A 12955-nucleotide genomic window follows, 5' to 3' on the forward strand; every position below is an offset into this window, starting at 1 on the left:
TAGTCGGCCAGGCTGGCGATCTGGCCCGGATACAGCTGCGCCAGCAGACTGTCTTCGCTGATGCGCACGGTTTGCGGCGCGCTGGCCAGCCGGGTGGTCAACGTGGATTTTCCGGACGCAATCTTGCCGCACACGAGGTGCAGGGTGGGGGTAACGGGGGTGCTGGAAGTGGTTTGCATGGTCGCTCGCTCAGGTGAGTAAAACAAAGCCTGCGAGACGTCTTGATTGTTTGTTGCGTATCCAAGCCGCCTTGCAGGCGGCTTGGTCAATGTCATTCCTGTCCAGCCACCATGTGTGAAATGGCGGCAATAATCGATGGCAGGGGCGGGAATGACGATGGCATGGCGCAACGATGCCATGCGATGGATGGCGTTGTCAATGCTTGGTCTTTACTCGAACAATTGCCGGTACTGCGCATACGGTTCCATGCCCATGCTGGCGCGGCGCTGCTCCAGGCGCTGCGGATCGTCGATGGGGAAGGGGACCGTCTTGCCGGTGCTATCCGTGCGGAACTGGCTGCCGTACAGCTGCGGCTGATTATCGTTACACAGGTCGCGGTCGATCGCCAGTGCCAGCTTCGATGGCGTGATCTCCCCCCGTGCCGCTGCTGCGCGCATCAGCGGCAGACTGCTTTTCAGAAAAAGTTCCGAGCCATGTTGGGCGATCAGCCAGGCGCTGCCCGCTGCCTTGTAGCCGACCATCGTTTGCGTGGGCCAGCCCTTGCTGGCGATGATTTGCCGCAAGCGTTGCTCGCGTGCCTTATCCGTGGCCAGCATGCGCTGGAGTGTGGCCAGGTCCGGCCCCGTTGGCGGGAATCCCGCGCGCAGGGCCTGGTCTTCCTGTTCCATGGTCCGCAATTCGCTTGCCAGCGTCGCTTCGGGCACTGCCGCCGGATACAGCAGGAAGTCCAGCGCGCCCGCCGTGGCCGCGCTGAAGATGAGCTTGGGTTCCGCTTCCCAACCGGGCGATTGCAGGAGCAGTGCCAGTGTGGCGCCTTCCGGTACGTCAATGCGGTAGCGGCCATTCTCGACCGTGCCATGTATCCGCGGCTCGCCGTGCATGCGCTCGGCAACGATGGTGATGGCTGGCGGCAACGGTGGGCCGTTGCTGCGGATGGCGCCGCTCAGTTCGAAGGCGCCCGCATGGGCGCTCCAGCACAGCAGGATGGCGAAGGTCAGGCGTGGCATCGGAGTCCGTTCAGGCATGGGGGAGGTCGAGCAAGGTCCAGGTTTCACGGAACGTGGCCGCATCGAGCGGCCGCGCATGCGGGTCGTCGGGCTGGAACAGGCCGCCGATCAGCATATCCTGGATGGCGCCCGTGAAGCCGCCATACGCGGCGCGGCCCCACTGGCGGCGCGTGTGGGCGAAGACGACGGCACCTTGCTGCGCGGCCAGTTGCGCCAGCGCTTGCCGCAAGGTGGCGTCCGCTTCCGGGCCCATGTCCGTGGCGATGGCGCACACCAGGCGCTGGCCGAATTGCAGGGGCTTGCCTGCCAGTCCCAGCAGCGATTCGTTGGCCAGCGCGAGGAACAGGTCGGGCGCCTGGTCGTCTTTTTCGCAGACGGTCCAGGTGGGCGCCCACGCTTCCAGGGTCATGAAGCGCGCTTGCGTCGTGGCCGCCGTGTGCGTCCACTTCGCGTGCGATTTTTCATCCCAGCCCAGGCGGCCAAAGGGAATCGGCTTGCCCTTGGGGTTGTATTGATGGCTGCGCACGCCGGCCTTGCCCCGCGCTTGCGCCATCAGGCCATCGAGGCTGGCGGCAAACGGCGTCCATTGCGCCGCCTGCCACAGCGGCGCGGCATCGGGCGCGGCCAGCAGCAGGAACACTTCGTACTCACGTGAAAAAAACGCCATGCACCTTCCTTATCGTTGCAGTTCAGATATGGCCGCCCGCTGGCTGGGGCGCAGCAGGTAGACGCCATACAGGCACAGGGGCAGCACGGCCAGCACGGCGATAGTCGGCAGGATCGATGCGCCGTCTTCGGCCGGGTTGGGCAAGGTGGCCGTCACCAGCGCGTAATCCCACAGTCCATGCACGAGGACCATCGGCCATACCGAGCGGGTGCGCAGGCGGATGGCCGCATAGCCGACGCCTTGCAGGGTGGCGGCGACGGCTTGCCACACGGCGCCGCTGACGTCGCCCGTGGCCAGGACGTTGGCCAAGTGGGCCAGGCCGAACAGCGCCGATGACATCAAAACGGCGGGCCAGACGGCGTAGCGGTCCAGCATGCCCTGCAGCAAGATGGCGCGGAACATCAGTTCTTCCGAGATGGCCACCAGCGCCGCATTGCACGCCACGATCAGCAGCACGCGTGGCTGCGGCCAGCCGCCCGCCCAGGCCAGCAGCAACATCAGCAAGGCATACAGCAGCGGTGGCCAGACCAGCCACGTGCTTTTCCATGGCTGCGGCGCGCACAGGCCCGCTTCGCGGGGCCGGCTTGACGCCAGCAGCAGCGCCAGTGCGAACACGGCGGCCAGCGCCCACGACAGGCCGATACGGCCGGTGACGGCTGCGCCCGGCAAGGCGTAGCCGGCCGCTTCCAGCCAGCGGCCGCCCATGCTCAGGGCCAGCCAGATGGCCAGTGCGCCGATGGCGAGCGGCATGGTGAGGTGGATTCTGGGGATGGACATGGTCGGCTTCGGTGTGTGCTGCATCGTTTACTGCGTGCATGAGCGGATCATGAAGTTGCATCTATGATATGGATCAACATTGCCATAGTACATTAAAAGCCGCGCTGCAAAGTTGCCACATCATTACAATTGCATGGAATAATAAGCATTGCTGTCTCAACCTTCGATTGGAGTTGTATGGCCTACACGAAAATCCTCACCACTGAACGCCTGATCCTGCGCAAGCCGCAGCCATCCGATGAAGCGGCCCAATTCGCCATGCATGCCGACCCCGAAGTGATGCGCTATTTCAGCGAGCCGCCGTGGACCGATGCCAGCCGTGCCACGCGCCAGATTGCCGAGGACAGCGCCGCTTTCGAGAAAGAGGAATTCTTCCGCTTCGCCGTCGAGCTGAAAGCGACGGGCGAATACCTGGGCAGCTGCAGCCTGTTTTCCGAGCACCGCCAGAACCGCCGCGCCGAAATCGGCTACGCGCTGGGCCGTCCGTACTGGGGCCGTGGCTATATGCACGAAGCCCTGTCGGCGCTGCTCGAATTCGCCTTCGTCGAGCGCGACCTGAACCGCCTGGAAGCCGACATCGACCCGCATAACGCCGGTTCGGCCAGCGCCCTGGAGCGCCAGGGTTTCAACAAGGAAGGCTTCCTGCCCGAACGCTGGATCGTGGGGGGCCACGTCAGCGATTCGGCCCTGTACGGCTTGCTGCGGCGCGAGTGGGAAGCGCGGCGCAAGGGCGCCGCGTGAGCCACTGCGGGAAGCCGCGATTGCCGCGCATCGATCATCCCCTGGTGACCCTGCGCCGCCTGGAACGCAGCGACGTGCCCGCCTGGTATGCCTACCTGGCCGACCCTGTCGTCGTCGAGCACACGAGCTGGGACTTGCGCAGCATCGACGACCTGCAGGCCAATTTCGATGACTATGCATCGGCCCAGCCGTCTTCGCCCATCCGTCTGGCCGTCGTGCTGCGCGACGGCGGCCAGCTGGTGGGCACCATCGGCTTGAATACCATTTCCCCGCAGCACCGCACGGCGGAAATCGCCTACGATCTGGCGCCCGCCGTCTGGGGCCAGGGCGTGGCCACGGCCATCGTGAACGCTGTCGTGGACTGGGGTTTCCAGCGTCTGGGCTTGCTGCGCATCCAGGCGACCGTGCTGGAGAGCAATGCACGTTCGATCCGCGTGCTCGAACGCTGCGCTTTCGAGCGGGAAGGTTATTTGCGCTGCTACCGGCAGATTCGCGGAAAATCCGGCAACTTCTGGCTGTATGCGCGCATTGCCGGCGTTCCATGAACAAGCTTCCCTTGAGCATCCTGCTGGTGGAAGACCACCTGGCCATCGCGCGCCAGGTGCTCGACTTCCTCGACGGCTTGGGCTGGCAGACGGACCATGCGGGCACGGGCGCGCTGGCGCTGCAATTGGCCACGCGCAACAATTATGACGTGGTGCTGCTGGACCTGAACCTGCCCGACATCGATGGCTTGCAAGTGTGCCGCGCCATCAAGGTGGGCGCGCCCAGCAATGTGCCGATTTTGATGCTGACGGCACGCGACGCCTATGAAGACAAGGCGCGCGGCTTTCGCGATGGCGCCGATGACTATTTGACCAAGCCCTTCGACTTGCGCGAACTGGCCTTGCGCTGCGAAGCGCTGGCGCGCCGCCACCAGTTGCACGTGCACCAGGAAATGCGCGTGGGGCCCTTCACCTTGCAGACGCGCGCAGGACGCGCCCTGCTTGGCGATGCGGCGCTGCCGCTGACGCAGACGGGCTTTAAAATCTTGCTGCTGCTGTGCCGCGAACATCCGCACGCCGTATCGCGCTCGGCCTTGCTGCAGCAGCTGTGGGGCAGCCAGCCGCCCGACAGCGACGCGCTCAAATCGCACATCTACGCGCTGCGCAAGCAGCTGGAGCTGGCCGGTGCGGCGGGCGCGCTGGTGACCATCCCGCAGCTGGGCTACCGTCTTGCCTTCGACTCTGCGGCGTCTCCGTGAGCAAGTCGATCCGCCGCCAGCTGTTCGCCGCCCTGGCCGGCTTCACCGTCCTGCTGTGCCTGTGCTACACGGGCCTGGCGCTGGTGATCGCCTATGTGACGGAAGACATGCTGGTGCAGCGCCTGCTGGAGCGCGAAGCGGCGGCCGTCAGCATGCGCTGGCAGCAGCACGGCAAGCTGACGCCGTCCGGCAGCGACCTCGTCACAGTTTATGGCAGCTACCTGGCATTGCCTCAAGCGGTGCGTGAGAAGATGCCGGCATCGGCCCCGCGCGGGGAGGTGTTTACGACGACGGGCCAGCATTATCACGTGCTGGCGCTGGACCACGTTGCCGCTGGCCAGCCGCAGCGCGTGTATCTGCTGGCTGACGTGGCAGCCGTGCTGGTGGTGTCGCGCCTGGCGCAGGAAGTGGGCGGTGTCGTCGCTGGCATGGCGCTGGCGCTGATCGCCCTGGCCCTGCTGTTGGCCTACTGGCTGGCGCGGCGTCTGGTGCAGCCCTTGCAGAGACTGGCCCAGGAAGCGCGCCAGCTGGCGCCCGGCAGCGCCGTGCATTTCAGCGCGCGCGATCGCCCCGACGAGATCGGTTTCCTGGCGCGCCGCCTGGAAACCACGTTTTCTGAACTGCAGCAGGCCTTGCAGCGCGAACAGGCCTTCGCGCGCGACGTCAGCCACGAACTGCGCACGCCACTGACCCTGATGCGCAATACGCTGGCGCTGGCCGGTGCGCAGCCTTTGGGCGGGCAGGCGCAGGCGCAGCTGCAGCAATCGACGGACGACATGCGCGCCACCATCGAGGTGTTGTTCGCGCTGGCACGGGCCGAGCAGCTGCCCGGCGAGGTGGTGGAGTTGCGCGGCTGCATAGAGCAATGCCTGCTGCGCCTGCTGGACGACCATCCCTGGGATGCCAGCCTGCTGACCCTGGAGCTGCCCGAGCGGCTGGAGGTGCTCGGCAACGGACAGCTGACGATGTTGCTCATCAATAATTGCCTGGCCAATGCCCTGTTCCATGGCGGCCCGGCCTGCCGCATCAGTATTACGTTTGCGCAAGGCTGCCTGAGCATCGGCAATACGCTGCCGGCGGGGCGGCCACGGCGCGTCCAGGGCTTTGCGCATGGACAGAACCTGCTGCTGCGCCTGGCACAAGCCATGCGCTGGGACATTGCTTTCCATCCCGGCGAGAGGGAGTACCGTGTCGCCATCATGGTGGTGCAATAAAGGCGCCGGATTTCACCGCGATTTCACCGGCGCTTGCGTAAGCTGCAAGCTCTTGATCAACGGAGAAAGCCGCATGAAATTGTTTATCAGCCTGCTGGTGCTGGCCTGCACTTGCATTCCTGCGCTGGCGCAAGTGACCAGCCTCGTTCACAAAGACGAAAAACGCCGCTACATCGTCTATACGCCCGCCGCTTATCAACGCCAGCCGCAGCAAGCGTTTCCCGTCGTCTTCAATTTCCATGGCGGCGGCATGAGCATGGCGGAACAGATGCTGTACACCCAGATGAACAAGGCGGCCGAGCGGCACCAGTTCATCGTTGTGTATCCGCAAGGTATCAAGCAGGACTGGAACGTGGGCTTTGGCATGGATTACCTGGCCGGTACGGATGACGTCGGTTTTACGCAAGCGATGCTAAGCAAGCTCAAACAGGATTACCGCATCGATGACAAACGCGTGTATGCGACGGGCCTGTCGCGCGGCGGCTTCTTTGCCTTGCGACTGGCGGCCGAGCTGCCGCAGCAATTCGCGGCCGTCGCTTCCGTGGGCGCGCCGATGCCCGTGCCCGTCATCGCCCACCACGCCGTACCTTCGCCGGTGGGCATGCTGTTGATACAGGGCACGGCTGACCAGGTGGTCTTGTATGGGGGCAAGGATGGCGGCTATCTATCCGCCGAGGACACGTTTGCCTACTGGCGCAAGCAAAACCGCCTCGAAGGCGCCGCGCCACCGGCGCGCATGCTAGCCACCGTGCCAGGTGACGATACGCAAGTGACGCATGTGGAGCAGGGCAATGGCGCGCAGCAGGTGGCCTTGCTCACCGTCAAGGACGGCGGCCACACGTGGCCCGGCGCCGACGCCTTCAATGTTGGCCTACCCATCGGCAAGACCACGCGCGCCATCGATGCGAACGAGGTGATGTGGGAATTTTTCAGCCGCCATCGCCGTTGACGCCATGCCAGAATGGCGGCGCATGGCGTAACCCAACAGGAAAGGCAGGCACAGTGGGATTATCAACAGCAGGTATCGCGGCCATGGCCGAGGCAATCTTCGCCAAGTCCGGCGCGGCCGTGGCAGAGGTGTATTCGGAGGCGGAACGGGAAACGCTGCATTTTCATTCGCCCGCCGAGCTGTGCGCGTATGCGGCCAGGCTGGAGGCCGCAGGGGCCAGCGAGGTGCTGCTGGCCGTGCATTACCCGGACATGGGCGGGCATTTTGCCCCGACCCGCATCGCGCTCGACCCGGCCCAGTGCGGCGGCCTCACGTATCGTTATGTGTGCGAAGGCTGGGGCGTCATCCGCGTCTACCTGCGCCTCTCCAGCGGCAAGGGCCCGGACTCGAACGTGGGCGCCAATTCGCAGACGCGCGCGGAAAAATGGCAAGCCCATTACCCGGCATTCGGTTCGCCCGATGCCTGGGACTGGGACGCCGTGGGCCGCCACGAACGCAGGCTGATCCGCGTGCTGAAGAAGGTCGCCGCGCAAGAAGGCCAGTCATGAAGGACGTGATGCAGATCCACCCCGCCACCATCTTTTGCCGCTCGCTGGCGCAGCTGTCCGCCATGCTCGACAAGACCGGCACGGCGCCGCAACTGCTGGCGGCGCGTTTGCACCCGGACATGCTGCCGTTCGCCCAGCAAGTGCGCGCGGCCGTGAGCTTTTTCCTGCGCGGCTGCTGCCCGCTGGCAGGGCTGGAGGTGGCCGATTTCAGCGCCGCCGCCACCCTGCAGGAGCAGATCGCGCAGACCATGCGCTACCTCCAGGCGATTCCCGTAGAGCGCTTTGACGGACCGCCTGACCGCCTCTGCCGCGACCGCGCCGGTTTCGCCGACATCGCCTTGCCGGCCGGTGAGTATATGAATCTGTACATCCTGCCGAATTTCTATTTTCACTTCAGCATGGCGTATGCGATCGCCCGCAGCGCTGGCGCGGCCATCGGCAAGGGCGATTTCGACGGCTATCACGCTTACGCGCCGGGTTTCAGCTTTGAGCGTCCCGCCGCGCCATAGTGCTTACAAGCCCGCGTCTTTCCATGAGGACAAACCGAGCCGCTTCAGCAGCCGGCCCGACAGTCCGCAGCTCCAGCAACTGATCTGGATTTGCCGGTGGCTTGCCGGCCCCTGCGCATGCCAGGCTTGCTCGGCGTAAGCGAGCAGCGCATCGCTGAGCGGGGAATGGTCGGCTGTCGCCGGCAGGCGCGACATCAGTTCGAACACGCCGTGGGTCGTCTCCCTGATCTGCAGCAAACCGGCCAGCAGAGCGCGCAGTACGGCGCCGTCGATGTTGGTACTTGCTTGCGTGAAACGCTGCTGCCAGCACAGGCTGCGCGTCTGCCACAGGGCCAGCAGCGCGGGCACATCGGCGGTGCGCAGCTGCCCGATCAGCTCGTCCGCCTCCTGAAACAGGTCGAGGCGGTCGTATTCATCGTCGTCCAGTCCCAGCAATTCATCGAGTTCGTGCCAGACGCTCATGCCACCACGTTCACGGGAGCACCGCGTTCGAACGCTTCCACGTTGCCGATCAGGATGTCTGCCAGCTTTTGCATGGCCTCGCCACTGGCCCAGGCCGTGTGCGGGGTGAGGATGAAGTTGGGCAGGCGCAAATTTAAAAGCGGGTTGTCGGGCGGCGGCGGCTCCTTTGATAACACGTCGAAACCGGCGCCGGCGATCACGCCGTTCGTCAATGCCTGGGCCAGCGCCGCTTCGTCGACCAGGCCGCCCCGCGCCGTGTTGATCAAGAGCGAAGTCGGCTGCATGCGCGCCAGTTCTTTTGCTCCGATGATGTTGCGCGTCTTGTCCGTCAGGGGCAGGTGCAGGCTCAGTACGTCGGAAGTGGCCAGCAATTCGTCGAAGCTCACCTGCGTCACGCCGTCGTCCTCGATGGGCGAGCGGTTGTGCACGATGACGTGCATGCCGAAGGCGCGCCCCAGCTGGGCCACGGACTTGCCCAGCGCGCCGTAACCGAGCAAACCCAGGCGGCTGCCGGCCAGGTCGCGGATCGGGTGGCCGAACAGGCAGAAGCGCTCCGATGCCTGCCACAGGCCTGCTTCCACGTCGGCCCGGTAGGCGACCAGCTGGCGGCGTAGGGCCAGCATCAGGGCCAGCGTATGCTCGGGCACGGTGGCGCGCGCATAGTCGCGGATATTTGCGACGACGATGCCCCGTTCGCGGCAGGCGGGCAAGTCGAGGATATCCGTGCCGGTGGCGGCCACGGCGATCATTTTCAGGTCCGGCAACTGGTCCAGCTCGGCCGCGCGCAGCGGCACCTTGTTCGTGATGGCGATGCTGGCGCCTTGCAGGCGGGACACCGTCTGTTCGCTGCCCTTGGTGTGCGGATACTCTTCCCAGCTGTGCCCGAACGCGGGCGGACGCACATTGGCGATCAGGCTGTCGCGGTCGAGAAAGACGATGCGGTGGGACGATGTGCTTGCTGCAGTCATGGCTGGGCCTCGGTCTGGGCGGCACGCGCGGGAAGATTGCTCTTGCCCTTCAGTTGCGTGGCCGGGTGGTTGGTAAACATGTCGGCGACCCATTCGACAAACACGCGCACCTTGGCGGACAGATGGCGGTTGGGCGGATAGATCACGTGGATGGGCAGCGGGTCGGATTCCCATTCATCGAGCAATTCCACCATTTTGCCCTGTTCCATCAGGGGCGCAAGCATGAAATGCGTCATTTGCACGATGCCCAGGCCCGCCAGGCCGGCCGCCGCGTAGGCGTTCGAGTCGTTCAGGGCGATATGGCTGGGCATGGACATCTGGATGCGTTCGCCGGCGCGCGTGAAATCCCAGTCAAACGTTTTACCCGTCTTGGAGGAGAAGAAATTCACGCCCCGGTGCTGCGCCAGGTCGTTCGGATGCAGCGGCGTGCCATAGCGTGCCAGATAGCCGGGCGCGGCGCAGGTGATGAAATGCAGCACGCCGACCCGGCGCGCGATCAGGTTCAGGTCGCCCAATTCTCCGCCGCGCACGGCGCAGTCGACGCCTTCCTCGATCAGGTCGACGGGCCGGTCGCTGCAACCGAGTTCCAGCGAGATGTCGGGGTAGCGGGCAAAGAAGTCGGGCAGGGCGGGGATGATCAGTTCGCTGGCCAGGGCCGTGGGCGCATCCACGCGCAGCCGTCCGCTGGGGCTCAAGCGCGTGCGCGACAGCGACTCCTCCGCTTCGCGCACGTCGGACAGGATGCGCACGCAGCGTTCGTAATACGCGGCGCCGTCGGAGGTGATGCTGACGTGGCGCGTGGTGCGGTTGAGCAACTTGACCGACAGGCTCGCTTCCAGCGCCTGGATCAAGGTCGATACGGTGGCTTTCGGCAACTGCATGTTTTCCGCCGCGCGCGTAAAGCCGCCCGCATCGACGACTTGGATGAAAACTTCCATGGCTTGCAGCTTGTTCACTTGATTCCTTATCATGTTATGCGCGATTGTTCGTAATTTTGAACAATCAATTCGTCATTGCACTCTTTATCAGATTGTAGATCAAGTCTATAGTTGTTGTACTGCAGCATAAGTGATGCCGCAGGAAGTACAACAGGAGAAAAATCATGGGTCATCGGAATGGAATCTTTGCAGTGTTCGCTCTCGCTATGAGCTCGCTCGCTCTGGCCGCGATGGTATCGACGGATGCATACTCGTTGGCGGCGCAAAGCGAAGCCAGTGCGTATAGCGCCCTGACCCATGAAGTGGGCGGTGTCGCCCTGTTGTGCCTGAACGACACCGTGCTCGATGTTGCCGTGCAGCCGATGGTGGCGCAATGAGCGTTGCCGACACCACGGCCGAGCTGGCACCTGGCCAGGCGCTGAAGATACGCGACATCGAGGTGCAGGGCGCGCAGGATGCGCTCGCCGCGCGCGTCTACACGGCCGGTGTGCCGGGCGCCAGGCAATCGAGCCTGATCGTCTTCTTCCACGGTGGCGGCTTCGTCGCCGGCGACTTGGAGGACGCGGACGACTTCCTGCGCTGCCTCGTGCTGAGCAACCCGGACCACGTGGTGCTGGCCGCGAACTATACCTTGGCGAAGGTGCGGCCATTCCCCGCCGCCGTGGAAGACGCGCATGCCGTGTTGCTGTGGGCAAAAAAGAACAAGTCCAAGCTGGGCTGGACGGGCAAGCAGATGGTGGTGTCGGGCATCGAAGCGGGCGCCAACCTGGCCGCCGTGTGCGCGATGATGTCGCGCGACCGGGGCGGACCGCCCCTCGCGGGCCAGGTGCTGATCATGCCCATGCTCGACCCCGGCCTGTCGACCTGCTCGATGCGCAGCTTGCCCACATGCCCCGACCTGGCGGAAGTAGCCGACCAGTGCGCCGCCGCCTACCGCGGCTACCTGCCGAATGCCGCTGACCGTACCCATCCTTACGCGTCGCCATTGCAGTCGAGCCGCCTGAAGAACCTGCCGCCAGCCTTGATCTTGTCCAGCGAAGATGACCCATTGCGCGACGAGGCTGAACAATACGGCAGCAAACTGATCGCCTGCGGCATCAAGACCACCGTGCGGCGCATGGCCGCCGCGCCGCTGCAAGACGCTGGCGCGCGTAATGAGTGCGCGTGCAAGGTGCAGGTATTGAGTGAAATAGCCAGCTTTGTCGCCGGACTGGGGCAAGAGCCCGAGTCATGAGGCCGCCATCTGCGGTACCGCAAAAAAACTTACACTAACTAGTTTACTTTTTGAGTTTCGGTTGCTACACTACGCAGTGTAGTTCCCATCTTGTCTGCGTTGTGCGCTCGCACAGCCGGCTTCGTCGTCCCCGTCCGCTTTTACGCTGCTGGCGGCCTGTTTACCTTTGATCGAGCGCCGTCGGGCGCCATGGCACCACCATTCACTTTTTCAGTTGGGTTGCTTCCTGCCGCTCATACCATTAGAAATTTTCATAAAACAGGGAAATAAAATGAAAAACGTTCAACAATTTTCCACTCTGCTGAAGCCCCTGGCTGCCTCGCTCGCGCTGGCAGGACTGGTGGCCGTGAGCCTGGCCGGCTGCGATTCGGCCAACAGCAAGGTGCCCGACGCGCCAGCGGCCGGCGGCCCACCCGTCTCGGCCGCCGCCGTGGTGGAAAAACAGATCACGGAAACGCAGGAATTCTCGGGTCGCCTGGAAGCGATCGAGCGCGTGGAAATCCGCTCGAGAGTCGGCGGCTTCATCACCGCCGTCAATTTCAAGCCGGGCAGCGAAGTGAAAAAGGGCGAGGTGTTGTTCGTCATCGATCCACGCCCGTTCCAGGCCGAAGTGTCGCGCGCCGAAGGCACTGCCGCCTCGGCCCGCGCCAAGGCCGAACTGGCCAAGCTGGAACTGTCGCGCGCTGAAAAGCTGCTGGCCGAAAAAGCCATCGCCCAGCGTGAATTCGACGAAAAGGCCTCGGGCCTGAAAGAGCTGGACGCGAACGCCCGCTCGGCGCAAGCCGCGTATGAAGCGGCCAGGCTGAACCTGTCGTACACGCAGGTACAGGCACCGATCAGCGGCCGTGTCAGCAAGGCCGAAATTACCGTCGGCAACCTGATCGACGCTTCCGCCATCCTCACTTCGGTGGTGTCGACGGACCGCATCTACGCCAGCTTCGACGGCGATGAAGATACGTATCTGCGTGTGGCCGGCACGGCGCAAAAGGGCACGCCCGTCACCGTCAAGGTGGGCCTGGCCAACGAAACGGGCTTCCCGCACGAAGGCAAGCTGGAATTCGTCGACAACCAGCTCGACCCGGCCACGGGCAGCGTGCGCATGCGCGCCACCTTCGCCAACGCAGAGCGCCAGCTGGTGCCCGGCCTGTTCGCGCGCATCCAGCTTGACGGCGGCAACGGCCCGCACGCGCAAAGCACGGCGCTGTTGATCAGCGACCGCGCCGTCGGCACGGACCAGAGCCGCAAATACGTCTACGTGGTAGGCGCTGACAACAAGGCCGAATACCGCGCCGTCAAGCTGGGCCCGAACTCGGACGGCTTGCGCGTGGTGCGCGAAGGCTTGAAAGCGGGCGAAAAGATCGTCGTCAACGGCTTGCAGCGCGTGCGCCCCGGCGCGCCCGTGACGCCGCAGATGGTGGCCATGGATTTCGACCCGACCGCGCCCGTCGCCCCAGCCAAACCTGAAGTAAAAGACGCCAAGATCGCCGCCAAGGCAGCATCGACTTCCAAGGAATAAAC

17 protein-coding genes are annotated in these 12955 nt (G+C 64.4%); 10 read left to right on the top strand and 7 right to left on the bottom strand.

Translation table 11 applies throughout. From position 1 onward, the window contains the following. From K0F86_RS27935 to K0F86_RS12115, 4 genes are all read right to left on the bottom strand, one after another. Window positions 1-179 (bottom strand): AAA family ATPase (locus tag K0F86_RS27935; RefSeq protein WP_374197288.1); only part of this gene is annotated, 179 nt, incomplete at its 3' end. A 210-nt stretch (window positions 180-389) separates the two neighbouring features. Further along, the gene (locus K0F86_RS12105) at window positions 390-1205 is read right to left on the bottom strand and encodes a DUF6624 domain-containing protein (protein ID WP_219134618.1); all 816 of its coding nucleotides are present in this window, start codon (window positions 1203-1205) and stop codon (window positions 390-392) included. After that, window positions 1198-1854 (bottom strand): hypothetical protein, encoded by a 657-nt coding sequence (locus K0F86_RS12110; protein WP_219134619.1) that lies wholly within the window; start codon window positions 1852-1854, stop codon window positions 1198-1200. The genes K0F86_RS12105 and K0F86_RS12110 overlap by 8 nt, the downstream gene beginning before the upstream one ends. Window positions 1855-1863: 9 nt before the next feature. Further along, the gene (locus tag K0F86_RS12115) at window positions 1864-2631 is read right to left on the bottom strand and encodes a CPBP family intramembrane glutamic endopeptidase (RefSeq protein ID WP_219134620.1); all 768 of its coding nucleotides are present in this window, start codon (window positions 2629-2631) and stop codon (window positions 1864-1866) included. 177 nt (window positions 2632-2808) lie between these two features. Here K0F86_RS12115 and K0F86_RS12120 point away from each other — a divergent pair, with 177 nt between their 5' ends. The 7 genes from K0F86_RS12120 (at window position 2809) to K0F86_RS12150 (ending at window position 7835) form a co-directional block, all read left to right on the top strand. Continuing rightward, window positions 2809-3372, top strand: a complete 564-nt coding sequence (locus tag K0F86_RS12120; RefSeq protein ID WP_219134621.1) for a GNAT family N-acetyltransferase — start codon at window positions 2809-2811, stop codon at window positions 3370-3372. Window positions 3373-3392: 20 nt separating this feature from the next. After that, the gene (locus K0F86_RS12125; RefSeq protein ID WP_219134622.1) at window positions 3393-3917 is read left to right on the top strand and encodes a GNAT family N-acetyltransferase; all 525 of its coding nucleotides are present in this window, start codon (window positions 3393-3395) and stop codon (window positions 3915-3917) included. Next, complete coding sequence (locus K0F86_RS12130; protein WP_219134623.1) at window positions 3914-4615, top strand: response regulator transcription factor; 702 nt, start codon at window positions 3914-3916, stop codon at window positions 4613-4615. The genes K0F86_RS12125 and K0F86_RS12130 overlap by 4 nt, the downstream gene beginning before the upstream one ends. Further along, entirely contained in the window at window positions 4612-5829 is a 1218-nt protein-coding gene (locus tag K0F86_RS12135; RefSeq protein ID WP_219134624.1) for a HAMP domain-containing sensor histidine kinase, read from the top strand. Before K0F86_RS12130 ends, K0F86_RS12135 begins: the two co-directional genes overlap by 4 nt. Before the next feature lie 73 nt (window positions 5830-5902). Then, window positions 5903-6778, top strand: coding sequence for a PHB depolymerase family esterase (locus tag K0F86_RS12140; RefSeq protein WP_219134625.1), 876 nt, complete (start codon window positions 5903-5905; stop codon window positions 6776-6778). An 83-nt stretch (window positions 6779-6861) separates the two neighbouring features. Continuing rightward, window positions 6862-7326 (top strand): hypothetical protein, encoded by a 465-nt coding sequence (locus tag K0F86_RS12145; protein WP_219134626.1) that lies wholly within the window; start codon window positions 6862-6864, stop codon window positions 7324-7326. Next, window positions 7323-7835, top strand: coding sequence for a DUF1993 domain-containing protein (locus tag K0F86_RS12150; RefSeq protein WP_257572121.1), 513 nt, complete (start codon window positions 7323-7325; stop codon window positions 7833-7835). The genes K0F86_RS12145 and K0F86_RS12150 overlap by 4 nt, the downstream gene beginning before the upstream one ends. 3 nt (window positions 7836-7838) lie before the next feature. On the opposite strand, the gene K0F86_RS12155 is transcribed toward K0F86_RS12150, so the two are convergent. From K0F86_RS12155 to K0F86_RS12165, 3 genes are read right to left on the bottom strand one after another with little or no spacing between them, the layout of a single operon-like run. After that, a complete protein-coding gene (locus K0F86_RS12155) occupies window positions 7839-8297 on the bottom strand; it encodes a hypothetical protein (protein ID WP_219134627.1) in 459 nt (152 codons plus the stop codon). Beyond that, the gene (locus K0F86_RS12160) at window positions 8294-9265 is read right to left on the bottom strand and encodes a D-2-hydroxyacid dehydrogenase (RefSeq protein ID WP_219134628.1); all 972 of its coding nucleotides are present in this window, start codon (window positions 9263-9265) and stop codon (window positions 8294-8296) included. Before K0F86_RS12160 ends, K0F86_RS12155 begins: the two co-directional genes overlap by 4 nt. After that, window positions 9262-10221 carry a LysR family transcriptional regulator gene (locus K0F86_RS12165; RefSeq protein WP_219134629.1) on the bottom strand — a complete coding sequence of 320 codons (960 nt, stop codon included), beginning with the start codon at window positions 10219-10221 and terminating at the stop codon, window positions 9262-9264. The genes K0F86_RS12160 and K0F86_RS12165 overlap by 4 nt, the downstream gene beginning before the upstream one ends. Before the next feature lie 173 nt (window positions 10222-10394). On the opposite strand from K0F86_RS12165, the gene K0F86_RS12170 reads away from it, so the two are divergent. The 3 genes from K0F86_RS12170 (at window position 10395) to K0F86_RS12180 (ending at window position 12953) form a co-directional block, all read left to right on the top strand. Then, window positions 10395-10580 carry a hypothetical protein gene (locus tag K0F86_RS12170; RefSeq protein WP_219134630.1) on the top strand — a complete coding sequence of 62 codons (186 nt, stop codon included), beginning with the start codon at window positions 10395-10397 and terminating at the stop codon, window positions 10578-10580. Continuing rightward, window positions 10577-11437: an alpha/beta hydrolase gene (locus K0F86_RS12175; protein ID WP_219134631.1), complete on the top strand. Its 861-nt coding sequence runs from the start codon at window positions 10577-10579 to the stop codon at window positions 11435-11437. Before K0F86_RS12170 ends, K0F86_RS12175 begins: the two co-directional genes overlap by 4 nt. A gap of 271 nt (window positions 11438-11708) precedes the next feature. Further along, the gene (locus K0F86_RS12180) at window positions 11709-12953 is read left to right on the top strand and encodes an efflux RND transporter periplasmic adaptor subunit (RefSeq protein WP_219134632.1); all 1245 of its coding nucleotides are present in this window, start codon (window positions 11709-11711) and stop codon (window positions 12951-12953) included. Window positions 12954-12955 lie beyond the last annotated feature (2 nt).

Source organism: Janthinobacterium sp. UMAB-60 (assembly GCF_900095235.1).
Classification (GTDB): domain Bacteria; phylum Pseudomonadota; class Gammaproteobacteria; order Burkholderiales; family Burkholderiaceae_D; genus Janthinobacterium.

Bases quoted from the DNA above. Each gene is read 5' to 3' on its own strand.
- K0F86_RS12105 (WP_219134618.1), bottom strand. From the start codon at position 1,205: ATGCCTGAACGGACTCCGATGCCACGCCTGACCTTCGCCATCCTGCTG.
- K0F86_RS12110 (WP_219134619.1), bottom strand. From the start codon at position 1,854: ATGGCGTTTTTTTCACGTGAGTACGAAGTGTTCCTGCTGCTGGCCGCG.
- K0F86_RS12115 (WP_219134620.1), bottom strand. From the start codon at position 2,631: ATGTCCATCCCCAGAATCCACCTCACCATGCCGCTCGCCATCGGCGCA.
- K0F86_RS12120 (WP_219134621.1), top strand. From the start codon at position 2,809: ATGGCCTACACGAAAATCCTCACCACTGAACGCCTGATCCTGCGCAAG.
- K0F86_RS12130 (WP_219134623.1), top strand. From the start codon at position 3,914: ATGAACAAGCTTCCCTTGAGCATCCTGCTGGTGGAAGACCACCTGGCC.
- K0F86_RS12140 (WP_219134625.1), top strand. From the start codon at position 5,903: ATGAAATTGTTTATCAGCCTGCTGGTGCTGGCCTGCACTTGCATTCCT.
- K0F86_RS12145 (WP_219134626.1), top strand. From the start codon at position 6,862: ATGGCCGAGGCAATCTTCGCCAAGTCCGGCGCGGCCGTGGCAGAGGTG.
- K0F86_RS12150 (WP_257572121.1), top strand. From the start codon at position 7,323: ATGAAGGACGTGATGCAGATCCACCCCGCCACCATCTTTTGCCGCTCG.
- K0F86_RS12155 (WP_219134627.1), bottom strand. From the start codon at position 8,297: ATGAGCGTCTGGCACGAACTCGATGAATTGCTGGGACTGGACGACGAT.
- K0F86_RS12160 (WP_219134628.1), bottom strand. From the start codon at position 9,265: ATGACTGCAGCAAGCACATCGTCCCACCGCATCGTCTTTCTCGACCGC.
- K0F86_RS12175 (WP_219134631.1), top strand. From the start codon at position 10,577: ATGAGCGTTGCCGACACCACGGCCGAGCTGGCACCTGGCCAGGCGCTG.
- K0F86_RS12180 (WP_219134632.1), top strand. From the start codon at position 11,709: ATGAAAAACGTTCAACAATTTTCCACTCTGCTGAAGCCCCTGGCTGCC.